This window comes from Streptomyces sp. E2N166 (assembly GCF_003671715.1).
GTDB lineage: Bacteria > Actinomycetota > Actinomycetes > Streptomycetales > Streptomycetaceae > Streptomyces > Streptomyces thinghirensis.
In genome coordinates this window covers 1,363,300-1,364,722 of record NZ_RAIF01000012.1, presented here as the reverse complement: position 1 = coordinate 1,364,722, position 1,423 = coordinate 1,363,300, and the positions used below count along the sequence as shown (strand labels likewise).

The following is a 1,423-nucleotide window of genomic DNA, read 5'->3' as shown; positions in this document are numbered from 1 at the left end:
CAGCCGCAGCGGTACGCCCCGCCGCCCACGCCCGAGCCTCAGCCGCCCCGGCGCGAGCCCAGGCCGCCGCGGCAGCGCAGCGCCAACCCGATGCGGATCCCCGGGCTCGGCTGCCTCAAGGGATGCCTGTTCACGCTCGTCATCATGTTCGTGGCCGGCTGGCTCATCTGGGAGCTGAGCCCCCTGCAGGACTGGATCGGCACGGGCAAGGGCTACTGGGAGCAGCTCAGCGACTGGTTCACCACCGTGACGGACTGGATCGGCGACCTGGGCGGCGGCAGCGGCTCGGGCGGCGGGACCTCGACCGGCAACTGAGCCGTCGGCGGACCGGGTTCCCGCCGAATCCGACGACGAGTCTGGAGATTTGTCGACATCCGGCGGGTGATTTCCGCCTCCGTTGTGAAGGTTGGCTCCCCGGACGCGTACTTTTAGCGCAACACGCGTCGGTAGGAGCAGCCTTGGCACGGAAGATCGGCAGCCGGTACACCGCCCACCAGATCCTCGGTCGGGGCAGTGCCGGCACGGTGTGGCTGGGTGAGGGTCCCGAGGGACCCGTCGCGATCAAGCTGCTGCGGGAGGACCTGGCGTCCGACCAGGAGCTGGTCTCCCGCTTCGTGCAGGAGCGCACCGCCCTGCTCGGACTGGAGCACCCCCACGTCGTCTCCGTGCGCGACCTGGTGGTCGACGGCAACGACCTCGCCCTGGTCATGGACCTGGTCCGCGGTACGGATCTGCGCACCCGCCTCGAACGGGAGCGGCGCCTGGCGCCCGAGGCCGCGGTGGCGGTCGTCGCCGACGTCGCCGACGGCCTGGCCGCCGCGCACGCCGCCGGGGTCGTGCACCGCGACGTCAAGCCCGAGAACGTCCTGCTCGACATGCAGGGCCCGCTCGGCCCCGGCGGCTCGCACCCGGCGCTCCTGACGGACTTCGGGGTGGCCAAGCTCATCGACACCCCGCGGCGCACCCGCGCCACGAAGATCATCGGCACGCCGGACTACCTGGCGCCGGAGATCGTCGAGGGCCTGCCCCCGCGCGCGGCGGTGGACATCTACGCGCTGGCCACGGTCCTGTACGAGCTGCTGGCGGGCTTCACGCCGTTCGGCGGCGGCCATCCCGGCGCGGTGCTGCGCCGCCATGTGACCGAGCGCGTCGTCCCCCTCCCCGGCATCCCCGACGAGCTGTGGCAGCTGCTCGTGCAGTGCCTGGCCAAGGCGCCGGCCTCCCGGCTGCGCGCCTCCGAGCTGGGCGCCCGGCTGCGCGAGCTGCTGCCGATGCTGGCCGGGATGGGCCCGCTGGACGTGGACGAGCCCGACGCGGAGCAGGAGGAGGACGCGCCCGAGGAGCCCCCGGCGTCCCCCGCCCCCACCGGGGAGCCGGTACGGCGACGGGGGGCGGTGCCCCTGGTACCGGGGGCGAAGCCGGC

At 73.8% G+C, this 1,423-nt stretch carries 1 protein-coding gene and 1 pseudogene; both read left to right on the top strand.

Annotation, left to right across the window (positions count from 1 at the left end; genetic code table 11):
- A pseudogene (locus EBH09_RS13995) lies at positions 1 to 315 on the top strand (serine/threonine protein kinase); the annotation flags it as partial.
- Between the two features lie 143 nt (positions 316 to 458).
- Positions 459 to 1,423, top strand: a 965-nt coding sequence (locus EBH09_RS13990; protein ID WP_153182656.1) for a serine/threonine-protein kinase, incomplete at its 3' end; no start/stop codon positions are given.